Source organism: Chitinophaga sp. (genome assembly GCF_039596155.1).
Taxonomy (GTDB): Bacteria; Bacteroidota; Bacteroidia; order Chitinophagales; family Chitinophagaceae; genus Chitinophaga.
The window spans coordinates 50,222-68,215 of sequence record NZ_JBCNKF010000007.1 but is presented as its reverse complement, the minus strand read 5'-3'; the positions used below and the strand labels follow the sequence as shown (position 1 = coordinate 68,215).

General features: G+C 44.0%; 18 protein-coding genes and 1 tRNA gene. 9 read left to right on the top strand and 10 right to left on the bottom strand.

Going from position 1 to position 17,994, the window contains the following annotated elements:
- Nucleotides 1-270 precede the first annotated feature (270 nt).
- The 4 genes from ABDW33_RS08890 to ABDW33_RS08875 all read left to right on the top strand — a co-directional run bounded on the left by ABDW33_RS08890 (nucleotide 271) and on the right by ABDW33_RS08875 (nucleotide 3,377).
- The gene (locus tag ABDW33_RS08890) at nucleotides 271-423 is read left to right on the top strand and encodes a lmo0937 family membrane protein (protein WP_143708779.1); all 153 of its coding nucleotides are present in this window, start codon (nucleotides 271-273) and stop codon (nucleotides 421-423) included.
- Between the two features lie 214 nt (nucleotides 424-637).
- The gene (locus ABDW33_RS08885; protein WP_343689704.1) at nucleotides 638-1,345 is read left to right on the top strand and encodes a ferritin-like domain-containing protein; all 708 of its coding nucleotides are present in this window, start codon (nucleotides 638-640) and stop codon (nucleotides 1,343-1,345) included.
- 16 nt (nucleotides 1,346-1,361) lie between these two features.
- The gene (locus ABDW33_RS08880) at nucleotides 1,362-2,174 is read left to right on the top strand and encodes a ferritin-like domain-containing protein (protein ID WP_343689703.1); all 813 of its coding nucleotides are present in this window, start codon (nucleotides 1,362-1,364) and stop codon (nucleotides 2,172-2,174) included.
- 93 nt (nucleotides 2,175-2,267) lie between these two features.
- On the top strand, nucleotides 2,268-3,377 hold the full coding sequence (locus ABDW33_RS08875; protein WP_343689702.1) for an esterase-like activity of phytase family protein: 1,110 nt from the start codon (nucleotides 2,268-2,270) through the stop codon (nucleotides 3,375-3,377).
- A 134-nt stretch (nucleotides 3,378-3,511) separates the two neighbouring features.
- Here the strand turns inward: ABDW33_RS08875 and map are convergent, their stop codons facing one another.
- Both map and tmk read right to left on the bottom strand, forming a co-directional pair.
- The gene (map, locus tag ABDW33_RS08870; RefSeq protein ID WP_343689701.1) at nucleotides 3,512-4,270 is read right to left on the bottom strand and encodes a type I methionyl aminopeptidase; all 759 of its coding nucleotides are present in this window, start codon (nucleotides 4,268-4,270) and stop codon (nucleotides 3,512-3,514) included.
- A gap of 237 nt (nucleotides 4,271-4,507) precedes the next feature.
- Nucleotides 4,508-5,200: a dTMP kinase gene (tmk, locus tag ABDW33_RS08865; RefSeq protein ID WP_343689700.1), complete on the bottom strand. Its 693-nt coding sequence runs from the start codon at nucleotides 5,198-5,200 to the stop codon at nucleotides 4,508-4,510.
- A 286-nt stretch (nucleotides 5,201-5,486) separates the two neighbouring features.
- Between tmk and ABDW33_RS08860 the strand changes: the two genes are divergently transcribed.
- A complete protein-coding gene (locus tag ABDW33_RS08860) occupies nucleotides 5,487-6,704 on the top strand; it encodes a hypothetical protein (protein ID WP_343689699.1) in 1,218 nt (405 codons plus the stop codon).
- On the opposite strand, the gene ABDW33_RS08855 is transcribed toward ABDW33_RS08860, so the two are convergent.
- Entirely contained in the window at nucleotides 6,689-7,138 is a 450-nt protein-coding gene (locus tag ABDW33_RS08855) for a phosphohydrolase (RefSeq protein WP_343689698.1), read from the bottom strand. The two genes, ABDW33_RS08860 and ABDW33_RS08855, sit on opposite strands and share 16 nt — an antisense overlap.
- Nucleotides 7,139-7,162: 24 nt before the next feature.
- Nucleotides 7,163-8,503 (bottom strand): MFS transporter, encoded by a 1,341-nt coding sequence (locus ABDW33_RS08850; RefSeq protein WP_343689697.1) that lies wholly within the window; start codon nucleotides 8,501-8,503, stop codon nucleotides 7,163-7,165.
- A 145-nt stretch (nucleotides 8,504-8,648) separates the two neighbouring features.
- Between ABDW33_RS08850 and ABDW33_RS08845 the strand changes: the two genes are divergently transcribed.
- Nucleotides 8,649-8,945 (top strand): helix-turn-helix domain-containing protein, encoded by a 297-nt coding sequence (locus ABDW33_RS08845; RefSeq protein WP_343689859.1) that lies wholly within the window; start codon nucleotides 8,649-8,651, stop codon nucleotides 8,943-8,945.
- Between the two features lie 91 nt (nucleotides 8,946-9,036).
- On the opposite strand, the gene dinD is transcribed toward ABDW33_RS08845, so the two are convergent.
- From dinD to ABDW33_RS08825, 4 genes are all read right to left on the bottom strand, one after another.
- Nucleotides 9,037-9,726, bottom strand: a complete 690-nt coding sequence (gene dinD / locus ABDW33_RS08840) for a DNA damage-inducible protein D (RefSeq protein ID WP_343689696.1) — start codon at nucleotides 9,724-9,726, stop codon at nucleotides 9,037-9,039.
- A 645-nt stretch (nucleotides 9,727-10,371) separates the two neighbouring features.
- Nucleotides 10,372-10,445, bottom strand: a tRNA-Ile gene (locus ABDW33_RS08835).
- Nucleotides 10,446-10,553: 108 nt separating this feature from the next.
- Complete coding sequence (locus tag ABDW33_RS08830) at nucleotides 10,554-13,013, bottom strand: M1 family metallopeptidase (protein ID WP_343689695.1); 2,460 nt, start codon at nucleotides 13,011-13,013, stop codon at nucleotides 10,554-10,556.
- Nucleotides 13,014-13,059: 46 nt separating this feature from the next.
- Nucleotides 13,060-14,163, bottom strand: coding sequence for a helix-turn-helix transcriptional regulator (locus ABDW33_RS08825; protein ID WP_343689694.1), 1,104 nt, complete (start codon nucleotides 14,161-14,163; stop codon nucleotides 13,060-13,062).
- An 83-nt stretch (nucleotides 14,164-14,246) separates the two neighbouring features.
- Between ABDW33_RS08825 and ABDW33_RS08820 the strand changes: the two genes are divergently transcribed.
- Nucleotides 14,247-14,861: an HAD family phosphatase gene (locus ABDW33_RS08820; RefSeq protein WP_343689693.1), complete on the top strand. Its 615-nt coding sequence runs from the start codon at nucleotides 14,247-14,249 to the stop codon at nucleotides 14,859-14,861.
- Nucleotides 14,862-14,864: 3 nt separating this feature from the next.
- Here the strand turns inward: ABDW33_RS08820 and ABDW33_RS08815 are convergent, their stop codons facing one another.
- The gene (locus tag ABDW33_RS08815) at nucleotides 14,865-15,116 is read right to left on the bottom strand and encodes a DUF4834 family protein (protein ID WP_343689692.1); all 252 of its coding nucleotides are present in this window, start codon (nucleotides 15,114-15,116) and stop codon (nucleotides 14,865-14,867) included.
- A 279-nt stretch (nucleotides 15,117-15,395) separates the two neighbouring features.
- Nucleotides 15,396-15,749 (bottom strand): TM2 domain-containing protein, encoded by a 354-nt coding sequence (locus tag ABDW33_RS08810; protein ID WP_343689691.1) that lies wholly within the window; start codon nucleotides 15,747-15,749, stop codon nucleotides 15,396-15,398.
- A gap of 483 nt (nucleotides 15,750-16,232) precedes the next feature.
- On the opposite strand from ABDW33_RS08810, the gene ABDW33_RS08805 reads away from it, so the two are divergent.
- Together ABDW33_RS08805 and nusA are read left to right on the top strand one after the other, a co-directional pair.
- Nucleotides 16,233-16,697 carry a ribosome maturation factor gene (locus ABDW33_RS08805; protein WP_343689690.1) on the top strand — a complete coding sequence of 155 codons (465 nt, stop codon included), beginning with the start codon at nucleotides 16,233-16,235 and terminating at the stop codon, nucleotides 16,695-16,697.
- Nucleotides 16,698-16,718: 21 nt separating this feature from the next.
- Nucleotides 16,719-17,966 carry a transcription termination factor NusA gene (gene nusA / locus ABDW33_RS08800; protein ID WP_146968542.1) on the top strand — a complete coding sequence of 416 codons (1,248 nt, stop codon included), beginning with the start codon at nucleotides 16,719-16,721 and terminating at the stop codon, nucleotides 17,964-17,966.
- Nucleotides 17,967-17,994 lie beyond the last annotated feature (28 nt).

The following is a 17,994-nucleotide window of genomic DNA, read 5'->3' as shown; positions in this document are numbered from 1 at the left end:
CAAAAATTTTACCAGCCTTTTCAGATACCAGCGTTTTCCGGCCGGGCCGCAATGAATATACATACTGCCGGTAGAAAGCCCTTATCAGTAGCGTACATTTTACCTCCCAACGGGGAATATGTTCTACATGGGCTTTAGCCGCAAACTCAGTATATATAGGGATTTCGGGGTGCTAAAACGGTTTACACAGCTATCAGCAACACATTTCAGGGAGTAGCCGTTTAACTGGCACAAATTTTCTATTCCTTAAGTTAACCAAATCTTTTTGATATGAACGGCTTACTTTATTTAATTGCAATTATTCTGATCATCGGATGGGTTTTGGGCGTGTTTGTTTACTCCGCAGGTAGTTTGATTCACACACTGCTGGTATTGGCTATTATTGCTATCCTTGTAAATATAATACGCGGTAGGGCTGTTTAACAGACTACCTCAGGATCAAGAAATTTCATCTGACTGCAGCCGACTTAAGGGGTTTACACTCCCTGAGTCGGCTGTCTTAGTTTTTATACTAAAACCAATCATTCTATACGCTCGTATATCCATATACACGTTTGAAAAGTCGTCTGACAATTATTAGAAAATATAGTCATGTAATGTTTGTTTTAATTCTCTAAATCTTTAAAACCTCAATCTTATGTTCACACGGAAAACCCACTCCGTAACCAGTAATGGTAACGAGGATGGCATTGCCATGCCGAATGTACATCGTCGTACATTTCTCAAATATGCAGGTATGGGTGCAGCAGTACTTTCTACTGGTTCCATACTGAGTAGTTGTAATGGTGAAGATGATACGACAGATGGTACAGGTGTTAGCCTGGGTAGTGGAGACACATCTGTATTAAATTACGCCTTTGCACTGGAACAACTGGAAGCTGCTTTTTACACACAGGTGATCTTAACCCCCTATTCAGGTATCAGCGATGAAGAAATGTCTTTGCTGACTGATATCCGCAATCATGAAATTGCACATCGTGAATTCTTCCGCAAAGCATTAAGCACAAATGCGATTGTTGATCTGGCGGTTGACTTTAGCAGCATTGACTTCACGAGCAGGGATAAAGTGCTTGCAGCAGCACAGACATTTGAAGACCTTGGGGTGGCGGCTTATAATGGTGCTGGTAAGTATATTAGCACGCCTGCGTACCTGGGACTTGCCGGTAAAATTGTATCTGTAGAAGCACGTCACGCAGCATATATCCGTGACCTGGTGAGTGCAGGATCCTTCTCATCGAATGCTGATAGTAATGGTTTGGATGGCGCTAAAACACCGGCAGACGTATTTGCTGCTGCTGGCGTGTACATCAAAACCAGGATCAATACAAACACCCTCCCCAAATAACTTAAAACCTACAATCATGGACCTGCAAAATATCTTTTCTGAAATAGAAAAAAAAGATCCTGAAATATATGACAGGCTCGATACCCGTAGAAATGTGATGAAGCAGTTTGGCCGTGTACTTGCCTTGTCAGCCGTACCTTTTGCACTGGGTAGCCTGCTTAAAAAAGCTTATGGCCGCACACCTGCCGATGTACTGGCAGTACTTAATTTTGCACTGACACTGGAATATCTTGAAGCGTCCTTTTATGCAGAGGCGATTACACATACTTCGCTGTTTCCGACCAATGCTGCGTTAACTGCTTTTACTACTATTGGTACACACGAAACTGCTCACGTAGCCTTCCTGAAAAGCGCCATTACCAGTTCAGGTGGTACACCGGTCGATAAACCTACCTTCGATTTCACGGCTGGTGGTGCATTCAGCGATGTATTTACCAATTACGCTACATTACTGACCGTAGCACAGGCATTTGAAGATACCGGTGTAAGAGCCTACAAAGGCCAGGCAGCGGTACTGATGGAAAACCCGACGGTGCTCACAGCCGCTCTGCAGATCCACTCTATCGAAGCAAGGCATGCGGCCCATATCCGTTCTATGCGCAGGGCATCTACCGGCGATACAAAAATAAAGCCCTGGATCACCGGGAAATATACTGACATTCCTGCCACCCAACCTGTGTACAACGGTGAAGAAAATGAGATCCAGGCAGATGTTACTATCACCGGTATTGCAACACAGGTCACACAGAACGCGGCGACTGAATCATTTGATGAACCGCTTAGCAAAGAAGCTGTGCTGGCAATTGCCAATCTGTTTATCGTTCAATAAAATACTTTGGCCTTCGGCCAAAAAAAATATTTTTTCAAAATGCTTTTGCCGCTGGCAGAAGCATTTTTTCTTAAAGGACGTACCTTAGCGGGTATGAGAAAATATCTTTTGTTTAGCCTGCTCCTGGCAGCCTGCAGCACATCCCGTCAATCTGTGAATACTTCAGATGTATCTCAACTCCGGCTGTTATATAAACACGTCATTCCTTACAATACGTCTTTCAATGGCACCACGGTAGGGGGACTATCAGGGATTGATTACGATGCTGCCCGCAATGTATATTATCTCATTTGCGATGACCGCTCAGAGCATGAGGCTGCCCGTTATTATACGGCACAGGTACCTGTCAATGGAGACAAGGTGACCTTTACCGCGGTTCATTCACTCCCGATGCCCGATGGCCATCCGTTTCCTGCGACCAAAGACCTGGCACCCGATCCGGAAGCCATGCGCTACAACCCTCATACCGATCACCTCGTATGGAGCAGTGAAGGAGAGCGGATTGTCAATGCCAAAGACACGATACTGAAAGATCCGGCTATATACGAAATAACCCGTGAGGGGCATTTTCTTGATACCTTTCCGATACCGGCCCAGATGCACATGCGGGCAACGAACAACGGCCCCCGTAAGAACGGCACTTTTGAAGGATTGGGTTTCACACCTGATGGCAAATATATGTTCGTAAGTGTGGAAGAACCACGCTATGAAGACGGTCCGCGTGCGGGCTTGCAGGATACAACTGCCTGGATCCGCATTATCAAATACAACCTGCAAACCAGGCAACCCATTGCTCAGTTTGCCTACCGGCTATCACCGATCGCAGCAGCCCCCGTACCTGCCGATGCCTTTGCCATAAATGGCATTCCTGACATCCTGGTATTATCAGAAAATCAGCTGGTAATTATGGAACGTTCTTTTTCTACGGGCGTAAAGAATTGCACGATCCGGCTGTACAAGGCAGATCTTTCCCATGCTACTGACGTATCGTCCATACAGTCGTTGCAGGCAGATACACACTTTACACCAGCCGCCAAAAAGCCTTTATTTAATTTTGAAAGTTTGCATACTTACGTGGATAATGTAGAGGGGATGACCTTAGGCCCGAAGTTGTCAAATGGCCACAGCAGCCTTATTTGTATTGCTGACAATAATTTCTCAGACAAAGAGGAAACACAATTTTACATCTTCGGGATCGAATAACAATACTATTTTAGCAATGAGTGGTATCATCTAACTGAATAGTTGGAAATCAACTCATTGTCTACTATATTCGGGAATCATTCGAGATCTTGAATGTATAATCTATGCTAATTTTTAGGCTATCCGTGAAAACCCTATATTCCATTTGATGCAGTCAGGATAATAGGTTCTCCACTCGTAACGAGCACGGTATGTTCATGCTGAGCCACCAAACTTCCATCTTTAGTCACCAGTGTCCATCCATCCCCTGATGTATCAGCATAATTTGCTCCGGTAGAAATAAATGTTTCGATGGCTACTACAGAATTGCTGCGAAAACGGGTTCTGTTGAACCGGTCGTAGAAATTAGGGATCTCCCGGGGTGCTTCGTGCAGGCTTCTGCCTATGCCGTGGCCGACCAGGTTTCTGATCACGCGGTATCCCTTTTCTTTGGCGGCTGTTTCCACAATTTGGCCAATATGGGCCAGGCGGATACCATCGCTGATATTGCTGATGGCTTTATGCAGGATTTCGATGGAGGCATTGATAAGACGGGCATGCTGGTGAATGTCTGCACCCAGTACAAAAGAGCCGCCGTTGTCAGCATAATAGCCTGCGAGTTCTGCAGATACGTCGATATTGATAAGATCACCGGGCTGCAGGATTTTTTGTGCAGAGGGTATGCCATGGGCAACTTCATTGTTCACGCTGATGCAGGTAAAGCCAGGGAAGTTGTAGGTAAGTTTTGGTGCAGATCTGGCGCCCATTTGGGTTAGTAAAGCGCCGCCATACTCATCCAGTTCTTTGGTGGACATGCCGACAGCGGCATATTGACGCATCAGCTGCAACACTTTTCCAACTACTTCACTGATGGCCTGCATGCCGGTAAGTTCTGCTGTGGATGTAATGGACATCTGTTACTTCTTTTTGCTGAAATAAGTTTTATCTCATGGTGGTGAAATTCATTTTCTCTGGTGGCATAAGCCGTATTGTCACGATGGTGACGTTCTTCTTTGCTGATAGAATCAGGCTTACCTCACAGGTGATGAATTCATCTTTTCTGATGAATTCGGTTTTCCCGTTGGCCGTTTTTGTCTAGTTATCTTTTTCTTCCCGGATCTGATTTCACCCGCTACTTAACGCATCCCCTTTTATGCCAGTTTTTCCAGGCAGGCTACAATGCTGGCATGGATATCTGCTATTGGTAGCATTCCATCAGCTTCATCATAGCATACAATTTTGGTAATGGCAGGGTCAGTATCTGCCAGTATTTCGTATTCTTTCTTCACAGCGCGCTGGAGGGAGAAGTCCTTTTCATGGATGTCTTCTTTTCCGTTCAGGTAGCTACGGTCTTCATTTTTCCTTCTTTTGGTCAGTGCCTGCTCCGTGTGGGAGAAGGGTACATCCAGGTAAATGGAGAGGTCAGGCTGTGGAATACGGTTGTATTGATATTCAAACATATTGATCCAGTCACGCAGTTCCTGCTTTTCGGCATCTGTGGTCAGTTTAGCACATTGAAAGGCAATATTGGAAAGTACATATCTGTCCACCAGCACGGTATAGCCATTAGCCAGCCATTCATTGATGGTGGCGGCAAAGTCTTTTCTGTCTTCAGCAAAAATGAGGGCGACCAGCTGCGGGTGTACGTTCTTTACATCCCCGAACTCTCCACGGAGGAATTTCGCCACCAGGTCTCCAAATACGCCGCCATTTGAACTTCTTGGAAAGTGAATGAAGCGGGTTTCAATCCCCTGTTGATGATAATAATTGGTTAATAAGTCAATCTGGGTCGATTTTCCTGCCCCATCGAGTCCTTCTACGGCTATGAATCTGCTTTTCTGCATGGATCTGGTTTAGGGGGTAAAGATATTACATCTTTAATGGAAAGAGTTCGCGGTTAGAGAGATGATACGCATATTTTCCGTAGATAACCCGCCTATATCCCGCCTCTATATAGATGCGGCTTATATGCGGGTTATAGGCGGGTTATCTGCGGGTTATCTGCGGAATATCTCCGAAGAAGCGCTATGGATAAGGCGTAGAGAAGGAACAGGTCTTTCAGGGGTTGGCTTTAACATACCCTTAAGGGACTTATACATTACTTTTAATGTCTATAATCCTGATTACTGTATGCCTGAAACTTTACACATAGAAAAGGAGATCATCCGTTTGTTTGACTATACCTTACATCCATCATCCAGCGAGCGGTTATACCAGATCTTTTCAGGACCGCGGTTATCCTTATCGGCGACGTTAGAGCGGCAGCAATTATTACAGGCGTTTCTATTTCAGTGGGAGCGAATCCAGGGGTTTACATATCATAAAGCGGATTTGCAGGAGGTATACCAGTTTACAACGTATATCGAGCTCCCGGAAAGTTCTATTTTTCAATACTTTGGAAGAGACAAGTACCAATTGCAGGGAAGGTGTATGCAGGCGATCCGCCTGTTCCGGAACATCTACGGCAAGTACCTGGTTCCATTGCTTGGCATACCCTTGCTGGAAGATTTCGCGAGGCCCGCAAAGGCGCTTTATGAGGCATTGGAGATCCACAAATTACCAAAGGAGTTGACATTTCAGCAGATTTTCGCATTTGCCCGCAAACTGGTATTGTGCAGGGAACGCAACATGACTGGTAGGTTCTGGGAAGCTTTGTTTGAATATGAGGCATGGTGGTCATTGGCAATGGGAACCAGGAAGCACGGATTCTCAATTCCGGCCTTTTCTGCGGATCATTTTGTGATAGAGGGATTCTGGCATCCAATGGTGGAAAATCCGGTTAAAAACAACCTGCAAACGACGGGGAATATGATTGTACTGACAGGTCCTAATATGTCGGGGAAGTCGACTACACTGAAGGCGATTGGATTGTGTGTGGCGCTGGCACATCTGGGGCTGGCGGTACCGGCGGAGAATTGCAGGATCCCGTTCTATGACCAGGTACTTGTGGCAATCAATGTAACGGATGATTTAAAGAATGGATTTAGTCACTTTATGCAGGAGATCGTGCTCCTTAAAACCACCGCATTGCAGGCGAAGAGCGGGCAGCGGTGCTTTGCCATATTTGATGAGATTTTCAGGGGGACCAATATAGACGACGCGATGGAGGTGACTTTTACCACGATAAAGGGGTTGAGTCAGTTCCGGCAGTGTCATTTTATTATTTCAACACATTTGTACCAGTTGAAGAGTCAGTTACCACCGGAGTTGTATGAACCTTACCAGTTACGGGCGGGCATAGAGGATGGGGTACCGGTAAATTATTACCTGTTGGATAGAGGGTGGTCTGAACTTAAGTTTGGGAGGCTTATTTTTGAGAAGGAGGGGTTGAATCAATTGTTGGAATGATTCCCTATTCTCTTCGCTGCAATTTTCCTGTACGCGCGCAGGTATTTATTCAGCCTGGCTACATCTTTTTCTGTAACCTCTGGTATACGTTTCACGTCCATGTTATCAGTCAGATCATTCATTTTCACAGCACATGACAACGGGTTCTGCAATGTCCGGTTTACAAAGTGATCATAATCTTCATCTTCAGATAATTTAGTCACCCCCTTTAATGCTTCCAGCAACGCAGGAGCCAGCCCCTCAGCAGCCAGTTGTTCAAAAGTCCAGTCTGTATCTTCAACCACATCATGTAGTACGCCGACAATTTTTTCTTCCGGTGTAATTCCCATGTTCATCACCCTCAATACATGAGCAATGTAGGGAGCTCCATATTTATCTTTCTGTCCATGATGGGCGGCGACAGCAATCTCTATAGCTCTTTCTAATGTCATCATACTTCAAGTTAATGAATAAAATGGTTATGGCAATTTGTATAACAAATAACACACCAGTAAGAGAAAGAAAATATTGACGCCGGTAGCACATCTGTAAGCTTGTACCCATTGCTGCCAGAGGGGGACATCACCTAACAGCTGTAAGAACAAACCCCCAGTGATGCATACTCCTAATGCAATTGAGATTTGCTGAAAAGTAACGTATGTACCAGCGGCTGTACCTGCCAGTGATAAAGGAATTTTTGACAATGCCAATGTTAATAGAGAAGGTAATACAGCTCCACATCCTACGCCATATAAAAATAAAATTCCTGTAAGTAAATATCTTTTTTCTTTGATGAACAATATATGCATCAGCAACATTACAATCATCAACAACACGCCTGCCTGCAATACTCTTTTTCCATACACTGCAACTAATTTTATAGCGTATAGCGCAGCGACGACAAAGCCTATTCCTTGCGCAACAAAATAAAAACCTGTCCTGCCGGTAGTCAATCCCATACCCGATTGCAGCATCATGGTGTTGATGAAAAAATAAGAATCCTGTACGATGAAATACGCAACAACGGCCGCGAGACCGATATTAAATTCTTTGTTACGGAATAAGTTAAGATCTATTAATCCATCCTTTTTCTGCTGACTAAAAATGAATATTATCAACAATAAAAATGATACAGCAATTGATAGGATACTCCACAGCGGCCACCCTGTTTCTCGTCCTCTGATAAGCGGATAGATCAATGTCATTAGTCCAGTGCTGAGTAATAATATACCTATGTGATCGGGTTTACCTTTGATAGTTGGTGTCGGTTCTTTCAACCAATAATATGCAATAATAGCGGCGAGCAATCCTATTGGCAGATTCACGATAAAGAGCCATCTCCAGTTTGCTATTTCCGGTAGTATTCCTCCTAGTGCCTGTCCTGCTACAGAAGCAATGCCGCCAATGGCGCCGTAGGTACTTAATGCTTTTGATCGTTCTTTCTGTTCCGGGAATAAGAGTTGAATAAACGCGATGCTTTGCGGCACCATAAAAGCGGCAAAAGCCCCCTGGAAGAATCTTGATATATTTAGTTGTGTTGCATTTGCAGCAGCAGCACAACAACCGGATGCCAGTGTAAACAATAACATGGACCAGATGAAGATCTTTTTATGTCCGTAGTAATCACCCATTCGTCCACCGGTGACGAGGAAGATCGCATGGCCTAATAAGTACAGTGCCATTATCATCTGGCTATCGCCGTTTGTGCCATGAATCCCTTCTTTGATGGATGGCAGGGCAACGTTAACAATAAATAAATCCAGTACTGACAAGAAACTGGCGGAGCAGACGACGAAGAGGGCGACCTGTCGGTACGACATAAAGCGTTAAATTTAGGATGACAAAATTGGGCTGGGCCTGATTGTAAATCAAGTAGTTTTGAAGAAGGTATTAAGTATGAAAAAAGATACTATTGGTCAGCGTCAATCGGTTATCCTCGCGAAAAATGTTGATTTTGACAATCCAATGATGCATGCGTTGCAGGCGATAGGAGGGAAGTGGAAGTTGTTATTGTTGGATAGTATCAGGAAGGAGTGTCCGAAGCGGTTTGGGGAGTTGAGGAAGGAGTTGGAGTATATTACGCATTCGACATTGACGGCGCAGTTGAGGGAGTTGGAGCGCGATGGGATCCTGGAGCGGGAGGTGTTTGCAGAGGTGCCGCCGCGGGTGGAGTATAGGTTGACGGAGTTGGGGAAAAAGTTGATACCGGTGATGGATGCGTTGTGTATGTGGGGGGAGGAGTATGGGAGGAAGGGGAGGTAATTTCTGCAGTTTCTTCACATCTCTGCCGGTGATAAATTCTCTGGTTGAATTCCACGCCCCAGGAGCATGTTCCTTACAGCCGAGCTATTATCTATATGCTTATTTTCAATAGGAAGTTGTCCTTTAAATCATTACTCTGAACATTTAGACTCGTCATTTCTGCAGCCAGATCTTTTGCTTTAATACTTATAGTAGGCAGAAAATCGGCTATGGGTCTTGCTTCAGGAATGCCCATTTTTTTCTTTAACAACGATGTAGTTAATCGAAAGAGCGCTTGATCTCCTTTTGACCGGATTATTGCAAAACCTTTATCATCCACCCCTCTTTCATACAATATTCCTGATAACTGTCGTTCTGTTTGGCTTAATTTCTCCCTAGCTTTCACTCTTTCATATTCCAGCAGTCTTTGCTCTATTATCTCTGCTCTTCTTGTTTGTACAGCAAAATAAGTCTGAGCAAAAGCAATTTCCGGCTTCCTGGAATCTCCGTTTTGTGCTATCAGGTAGCAAGCATAACGCGTGAGCATAATATCTGCTATTTGCTGTTGAGCACCTTTCCCACCCTCGATCACCTTCCTGACGTCAGGAAAGTGATCCTCTATCTTCCCTCCTGCATTATTACAAGCATCTTTTGCCTTAGTAATTACTTTCTCAAAATTTTCCCATTTACTATAGCCTAACAGATGCTGTAGTTCTCTGGCGCTCCAACATTCTACACCTTCTTGTTCATAACATATGAGCTCAAATTTTTCAAATAGCTCAATTATTTGTTCGCTTTTCATAATTCTATGGATTAATGGATGCAGTATATATCGTTTCTGTTTGAATTCGGTTAAGAAGGAGTTAATGAACAAAGATGTATGTTGAGTGGAGAATCTGATTAAGCACTGTAATTGCACAATGCAACTAAGTTATTGCAAGTCCTATAAAAAATTACAGGCTTCTAGCAATTGAATACTAAAAGCCTGTAATCTTCGTGCTCCCAACGGGACGTGATCCTGTGACCTGATTATGAGTCAAAAGGTGTTGATAGAATCTGCTTATTAATAAATCGATACTATATCCCTCTTCCTTAATAATTATGTAAATATTGGCTATTCCAATGTTTATATTTCCCCTTTGGTAGCAAATTGGAAAATAGTTTTCATCAACTCCTCCAAAGGTATTTTCGAATGGGCGGTTCATAGCACTATTAACGATTAATAATTACCTAAGTGGTGACAAAATTGACCCTGATACAATAAAAAGATTAGGCAAAGAATCGAGTGAGAACCAATTAAACTCTCAACAATTGAATTATTTAATAATACATAAAATATTAATTAAATTTTTTTGCTCTAAATAAAGTACTGTAATTATCGCTATTATGAGAATAAGCCAATATAAAAAAGCCTTACCAGTATTAAACTAGTAAGGCTTCATCTCCGTGCTCCCAACAGGGCATGATCCTGTGACCCCCTGATTATGAGTCAGGTGCTCTAACCAACTGAGCTATAGGAGCTGTTCTTTTCAGAACGAAATAATATATGTAAACTTTCTCGGGTCCCTTTGCGGGACGGCGAAATTACTTAAAATTTATTCAATTTAACCAAACCAATCCTAAAAATTTTTATTCCACCCCCTCCACCTCAATATAGAAATTCTCATCATCTATATCAAAATCCTCTGCTGACCGATTATAAAGCGTCAAAGTCTGCCAATCAGGCGTAGGATAAATAAATCCACCACCTCTTATTTTTACCGGCATCCGGAAATCAGGAACATCCGCAACCCAACGATATCGAATAGTAAGATTCCTCCCCTTCTCGGAAAGCACATATTCCAGCCTGGGAATCCGCGTATAATGCAAATACTGATTGAAAAAATAGTGATAGTCCTTCCCCGTGAAATCACAGATAAACTGCTCCAACTCATCTGCAGAGAGCGTCTGGTACCGGAAATGTTGCTGGATAGCCAATAAAAGCCTCCACCAAAGGGAATCATCGTTAATAACGTTTTGTAAAGTGAAGATCATCAGGCTTCCCTTGGTATACATATCATTGATGTCATAAAAAATATCATTCACATCATAATTACCAGTGACAGCCCTTTTATTCTTCACCTGCGATTGTTGATCATACAGGAATTCACGCATAGCCTCATCCCCGACCCGACAGCCAGCATACACACTTTCTGCATAGGTAGCAAAAGCTTCATGTATCCACATATCTGCGATATCTTTACAGCTGATGTTATTCCCCCACCACTCATGCGCCGCCTCATGCCAGACTATAAAGGCAAATTCAGGGTGGGGATCCGCAGGAATCCTCCCTATACAAACACCACTTTGATGCTCCATAGGATAAAGACTTTCTACAAGCCTAAATCCATCCCTGGAAAAGGGGTAGGGGCCGAAATGTTTTTCATAACAGGCTAACATGGCAGGTACCTCCCTGAAGTAGACCTTTGCCTGTTCCAGGTGATAAGGCATGACATAATAGTCCACACCCTGATCCGTGTAATGGGTATATTTTCCTATACTAAAGGTGACATTATAGTTATTGATAGGATAACTCACTGACCATTCAAAACGGGTTTTATGACCGGCGACCGGCACCTGCTGTTGTAAACGACCATTGGAGACTTCTGTAAAGCCCTCCGGAACCGTGATCCAGATATGCATGCTATCCGGTTCGTCAGATAAGTGATCCTTGCAGGGCCACCATACACTGGCTCCCGACCCCTGACATACTATCTGTACCCATGGGTTGCCCAGATCATCTTTGTCCCATAACACCCCGCCGTTCATACTGATACTTTTATCAGGCACCTGAGGGATCCCTTCATAATAAACCTGGATCTCCTGGATTTCGCCGGCAGGTTGTATGCCGGGAAACTGGACAAAGACAGCATTGGCTTCGCGGGTATATGAGAGCACCTGCCCTCTGAAGAGGATCTTTTGGATGTGCATATTCGCATATAGGTCTATCTGCATCCTGTTAAAAGGAGTGATGACCCTGTAGCGAATGATGTTATTACCGCTGACGACATGCATATCCAGGTTAACCGCTGCATCCAGGTGATAGAAAGTAACGTCATAGCAGCTGCGGAGCGGGGACAACATTCCCCTGAGTGTATCGGCGTTGGTAAAATTCTGCGGCTGGCTGGAAACAGTGGGTGACAGGGGAATGTAGCTACTATCAGTTTTTTGAAGTCCGGTAGAAATATTTTTATCCCGGACCAGCGCACCGATTGCATCTCTTTGATAACCAGTAGTGGAGTCCTTTTGTAAAGAAAGCACGGATAACTCAAAATCTGCCCGCCAGGGTACATCTTTCAACCCTCGCTTATGACTGTTGATCACCGTTTCCCAATGCCGCTTCACCTGATGTATATAGTATTTCCCTCCCACTTGCTGGTAATCTGTCGACACCTTAATCTGTTCAAATTTCATCGACGCCTGCATATAAGCAGACATCAGCGTATAAGTAATCCCCCCTCTGCCATACCGGTTCACATGCCTGATGCCCGCCGGACTAGCCACCAGCTCAAACTTCACCAACGCCAGACTTGCCGTATCAATAAATAATCGCACACTCGCCAGTGCCTTCCGGTTATTATTCCTGGGTGTCACAGCTATTACCAGCTGATCTCCCTGCAATGTATCCACATAGTAATTGAAGTACCTGAAATAACCGGGATTCAATATTGAATACTTCGTATTTCCATATTTAATAAGATCCTCCCTCAAAGCCCCTCCAGGTGCGTTCATTATATGACTGATCCAGTTATAAAACTGGAAATCCCGGCTTAAAAAGGTCTTTTTCCGCCCGGACTTCGTCACTTTCCACTGATCCCCCTTTATATCCAGTTCAGACTCATTATAATTAAGGGTATCATCTGCCAACCGGATATTCTCCTTATAAAAAGCTGTCATTCGCACAGCACCCGTATCGTAATTTTCAGGAATAGCTGCGATCATCTTTTTGACAATCTCCAGTGCCTGACCAGGACGAACAGCCACTTCTTTCAGGTTAACAATCTGGGCAAAAACCGAGGTAGGCAACAACAGGAAAAACAAATACTTCATGGATCTTTTTCCGGCAAAACAACCGGAAATACCGCCACCAGTCTACTCAAATCCGGATTTGATCATTCATTTTGATGTATTCTTTAGGCGACATCCCCACCTTATTTTTGAATGCCCGCTGGAAAGTAGGAAGGGAATTGAACCCACACTCCAGTGCCAGTCCCATAATAGTCAGGTGCTCAAATTTAGGATCTGACAACTTTTCTTTGAATGCCTCAATGCGATAATTATTCACAAACTCGTTAAAGCTCGTATGCAGGTGCTGGTTTAATACAGCCGAGATGTTTTTGGGGGGTAGTGAGGTGTGTTCGGCCAATAAAGAGAGGTTCAATAAAGGGTTCAAAAACAACCGGTCTTCCTTCATGGCTTTTTGCAAAAGCGGTACTGCCGTGGCAATTAAACGTGCTTCAAGTGGGGCAGGGGTCGCCTTTACTTCTCTTTCCGGCATCAACAACCCTTTTATTCCCAGGAAATACACTAACGCCACCATTGGAATGTAAATCGGGTACCAATCTACAGTATCTAATAATTGATTGGTTAGCTGAGGGATCACATAAGGTATTAAATACAGGAGCCAGATAGCCTGAAATGCCATAAACACGCCTGTGAACTGTTTCATCCACGCCAACCGGTCCTTTGCCAGATTAAATCCCTTCAGATGCCGGTAGGCTAAAACCAAATAAAAGGTGATCGACGCCCAGCGGGGAATATCGGAATACACATTATAGTTGTCTATAAAATCTGCCCAGGGACGACCATTATTCTTCAACAGGCCCGAAATCAACCCGATTACATAAATAATTGCGACCAACTGCGGCCCCATATCTATTATAACCGGCCAGAAATGCAGGCGATCTTTCCGGGTTAGGCGGAAATCGGGGTCCGTCACGGATCTGACATAAAAATAGACCAGTGGGCCAAACGGCATCACGATGATCAAAGGCACGAAAGTCAATACAAACCGGATAATAGGAGGTTCAAGGGACACGCCATTCAGGTACATATTGAATACTGCCAGGGTGATTAATAAGATCAACATTCCCAACAACCGGTTAGCATACCTGTTCTTTCTGGAAAAGAAGAGCAGTCCGCACATAATGACCCCCTGCAGGGTCCCCAGTAACATCAATGTATGGAAGGCAAGATGCATGGAATCAGGTTAAACACCTGAAAATAAATAAAATTCTCCGGCATAGACATTAATTTGCAATACACAGCAATAGCATTCTAAGTATGAAAGGCATTAAAAACATCATCTTCGACCTCGGCGGCGTTATCCTGAATATTGACTATCAGGCAACTTATAAGGCATTTGCCGACCTGGGAGTGGCGGACTTTACCAGTCTGTACAGTCAGTTTAAAGGCAATAAGTTATTTGATGACCTGGAAACAGGTCGTGTAAGTACAGCGGAGTTTCTGTCAGAAATGCTAAAGCATACCCCGGAAGGTACCACTGAGCAACAGATTATTGATGCCTGGAATGCGATGCTGCTGGACTTCCCGCTACGCAGACTGCAGTTACTGCAGCAATTGCGGCAGCACTATAACCTGTACCTGCTGAGTAATACCAATGCCATTCACCTGGCAGCTTTTAATAAGATACTGGAAGAGAGCAGGGGAATCCTGTCAATGGGAGAATTTTTTGACAAGGCATATTATTCCCACCTGATTGGCTATCGCAAACCAGAAAAAGAATCTTATCAGCTGGTGTTAGATGAGAACGGGTTGAAACCTGAAGAGACCTTATTTATAGATGATACCCTTCCCAATGTAGAAGGGGCTACAGCGGTAGGCGTGCAGACTATTCATCTCCTTGCACCCAGAACCATCACAGACATATTCAAATAGGGACTACTTGATTTCCTCGAAATCGAGGTAATCACCCTTATCCACTTTTGGTTTAGACTGTTCGCGGCTGAAATTATTCGGCGACTGTTGTTGCTGATAATACTGTTGTTCCTGCTCGTACTGCTGGCGCATGCGGTCCTGGATGTCGCCCATCTGGCGGCGCACCTGTCTGGCAGTCTGGTACATTGGCAGTACCAGGTTGAATATGAACTTATATAGTATATAGCAGACTATTATTGCAATGATATAACCCATGGGGCAAAGGTAGCCCTTAATCCGGTTCAGGGGCAGAAAAAGGGGGGTATTTTAAGATTCCTTTAACAGGGTAAAGGGGGCTTTAAAATAAGGAAAGAGGCCGCAGGAAGGGAATTGCTTAAAAAGAGTCCTTTGACAGTTCTTCTGACAGGGGAGGGGGCTGAAAAACAGTAAAGGGCGTTTAAAAGAGAGAAAAATTCCTGAATCTGGGGGAAAAGGTGTTCCTCCAGGCGCTAAAAACAAAAAAATAGGCGCCAGCCGGAACCGGCGCCGTATAGATTAATATTGCTTCAGCAGGGAAGCAGCTTCCATAGCAGCCGCTTTATTGAATTCCCATGCCAGTTTGCGGTGGTTTACAGCATCAACGATGGTTCCGATAAAGCAAAGTCCGCCGGTGAAAACGTACAGGATACCCATACCTACCTGGTTGAGCACGAAGCGGTGGATACCTGCAACGCATACCAGTCCAATGAGGCAGCAGATCAGTACTGTCTGGGGGTCTTTACGGCGTCCCTGGTAGAGGGCCATAAACTGGCGTTTATTGTCCTCACTATAATTTCTGGTGAGTTCCTGTAACCACAGGATCTCTTCCTGGTCAACGCCAGGTAACATGGCAAAGGAGAAATCGGTCATGTATGATGGTTTTTAAGTTTCAACTGTGCTTTTGCAAGCTGAAAGGTTCTGAATGACAATACAGCTACAGCAAAGGGGCTTAATAGGTGATAATGAATGGCTGTTTTCCAGTCACCGTGTAATAAATAATGAATGCCATGTCCCAATCCACATCCCGGGCACCAGGTAAATCCGATCCATTTGAAGGGACATAAACTAAAATTGCCATTTGCTGCCGGATGCATGCAGTAAAGTAGGATTAACGCTACCGGCCATATGATCAATTCTATGTTAATACGTTGTATGTGGTGAAATATCGACATATAACAAACGTCCCCACGAAGTTATTAGATTTTGTCGTAATCTATGTAGATAAAGGATTTGCTTATGTAAATTATTTCCTACAAGTTAAAGAAAATGTGCTTTGATCAAAATAAAATCCTAATTTTGCATAGGAAAATGATTCTAACGAAGGGGACTGGAAGTCCCCTTCTCGTTTTTTGTATGGCAAACGAACAAGTGATAACAAGCATCCGGGAGCATGCAGACGCAATGCTCGCTGAATATCCGGAATATTTCGTGGTCGATATCAGGATTAAGCCCACTAATAATGTAAAGCTATTTGTGGATGGTGATAATGGTGTACCTGTGGAGAAGCTGGTCTCATTCAACCGCAACATGTACGCAAGGCTGGAAGCCGCGGCGTTGTTTCCTGACAACGATTTCTCTCTGGAAGTCTCATCCCCCGGACTGGACGAACCTTTGAAACTGCACCGTCAATTTGTCAAGAACATTGGTAGAAAAGTAGCTGTAACCCTGCTGGATGGTTCCGAAAAGGAAGGCACCCTGCTGGCGGCTACAGAGGAGGCGCTGACAATAGAGGAGACGATCGGTAAGAAGAAAGAGAAAAAAATTACTGACATAAACCTTAACGAAATCAAGCACACCAAGGTGTGCATCGTGTTTTAAAATATATAATATAAGCAAAACATGGCTAGTATTAATCTGATTGAGTCATTCACGGAGTTTAAAGAAGCGGAAAACATTGACCGTCCTACGTTAATGAAGGTGTTAGAGGATGTGTTTAAAACACTTCTCCGTAAGAAATATGGCTCTGATGAGAATTTTGACGTGATTGTAAATACTGAGAAGGGTGACCTGGAAATATTGCGCCGCCGTACCATTGTTAACGATGGTGAGGTAGAAGATGATAATGCACAGATCGCTTATTCTGAAGCCATTTTAGTAGAACCGGATTACCAGGTAGGTGAGGATTTGTACGAGGAAGTTGAGATCATGGATTTTGGTCGCAGGGCCATACTGGCTGCAAAGCAGACATTGTCTGCCCGTATCGGGGACCTGAAAAAGAACATTTTAGTTAAGAAATATGCGGATAGAGTAGGTGAAATTGTAACAGGTGAAGTTTATCAGGTTTGGAAAAAAGAAGTTTTATTGCTTGATGATGAAAGGAATGAGTTAATTTTACCTAAATCTGAACAGATTCCTACCGATTATTTCAAGAAAGGTGAAAATGTAAGGGCAGTAGTAAAAAAAGTGGAGATGAAGAACAATGCTCCGCTCATCATTCTCTCCCGCACCCATCCTACCTTCCTCGCTAAATTGCTGGAAATTGAAGTTCCGGAGATCTTTGACGGCCTGATTGTAATTAAGAAAATCGTTCGTGAGCCCGGAGAAAGAGCGAAAGTGGCAGTTGAATCTTATGACGACCGTATCGACCCTGTAGGCGCTTGTGTGGGTATGAAAGGAAGCCGTATCCATGGCATTGTACGTGAGCTGCGAAACGAAAATATTGATATCATTAACTATACTGCGAATATCCAACTGTTGATCCAGCGTGCGTTGACACCTGCGCGTATCAGTCGTATGGAGATAGATAATGATAATAAATATGCATCCGTTTTTCTCAAGGCAGATCAGGTATCCCTGGCTATCGGTAAGAAAGGGGTGAATATCAAATTGGCCTGTGAATTGACCGGATATGAAATAGATGTATTCCGTGACGAAGAACAAGAGCAGGCAGAATTCGATATTGACCTTTCCGAGTTCTCAGATGAGATCGAAGAATGGGTACTGGATGAACTCAAACGTATTGGTTGTGATACTGCGCGTAGCGTATTAGACCTGACTGTTGAGGAACTGGTACGTCGTTCTGATCTGGAAGAAGAAACTGTAAAGGACGTGAGAAGGATCCTGCAGGAAGAATTTGACAAAGAGTAAGACCGCACCACCACTTCCCCGGGATGTG